Source organism: Streptomyces sp. 13-12-16, assembly GCF_002114215.1.
In the GTDB taxonomy this organism is placed as follows: Bacteria; Actinomycetota; Actinomycetes; order Streptomycetales; family Streptomycetaceae; genus Streptomyces.
In genome coordinates this window covers 1-587 of the sequence record NZ_NCTE01001139.1, presented here as the reverse complement: position 1 = coordinate 587, position 587 = coordinate 1, and the positions used below count along the sequence as shown (strand labels likewise).

The following is a 587-nucleotide window of genomic DNA, read 5'->3' as shown; positions in this document are numbered from 1 at the left end:
CTGGCGGTGCAGTCGGGCGTGGGCGCGGCGGCCCGGCGGGTGCCGCTGGCGCGTCCGCTGACGGTGGCGGCGCAGTTCCTGGTGACGCTGCTGCTGCTGACCCTGATGTTCGCGCGTGAGCACGCCTTCGCCGGGCTGATACCCGGCCCCGACGCCGTCCGCTTCTTCGCCGAGCTGCTGGAGCAGGGCGGCGACGACGTCAGCCGGTACGCGATCCCGGCGCCGCTGTCCGACGGCATCCGGCTGATGCTGGTCGGCGGCGTGCTGGTGATCGGGCTGCTGGTGGACACCCTCGCGGTGACCTTCCGCGGCGCGGCCCCGGCGGGGCTGCCGCTGCTCGCCCTGTACTCGGTGGCCGCGGGGCTGGCCGACAACGGCATCGACTGGCTGTGGTTCCTGCTGGCGGCGGCCGGCTATCTGATGCTGCTGCTCGCCGAGGGCCGGGACCGGCTCTCCCAGTGGGGGCGCGTGTTCGGCGGGGCGCCCGGTCCGGGCGGGGACTCGCCCGGCGCCGTCGCACCGGTGCGCACCGGGCGGCGGATCGGCGCGGTCGCGCTGGGCATCGCCCTGGTGGTGCCGCTCGCCCT

General features: G+C 76.5%; 1 protein-coding gene. It reads left to right on the top strand.

Annotation, left to right across the window (positions count from 1 at the left end; genetic code table 11):
* Positions 1–587 (top strand): DUF3488 domain-containing protein (locus tag B7767_RS36485; protein ID WP_218775847.1); only part of this gene is annotated, 587 nt, incomplete at both ends.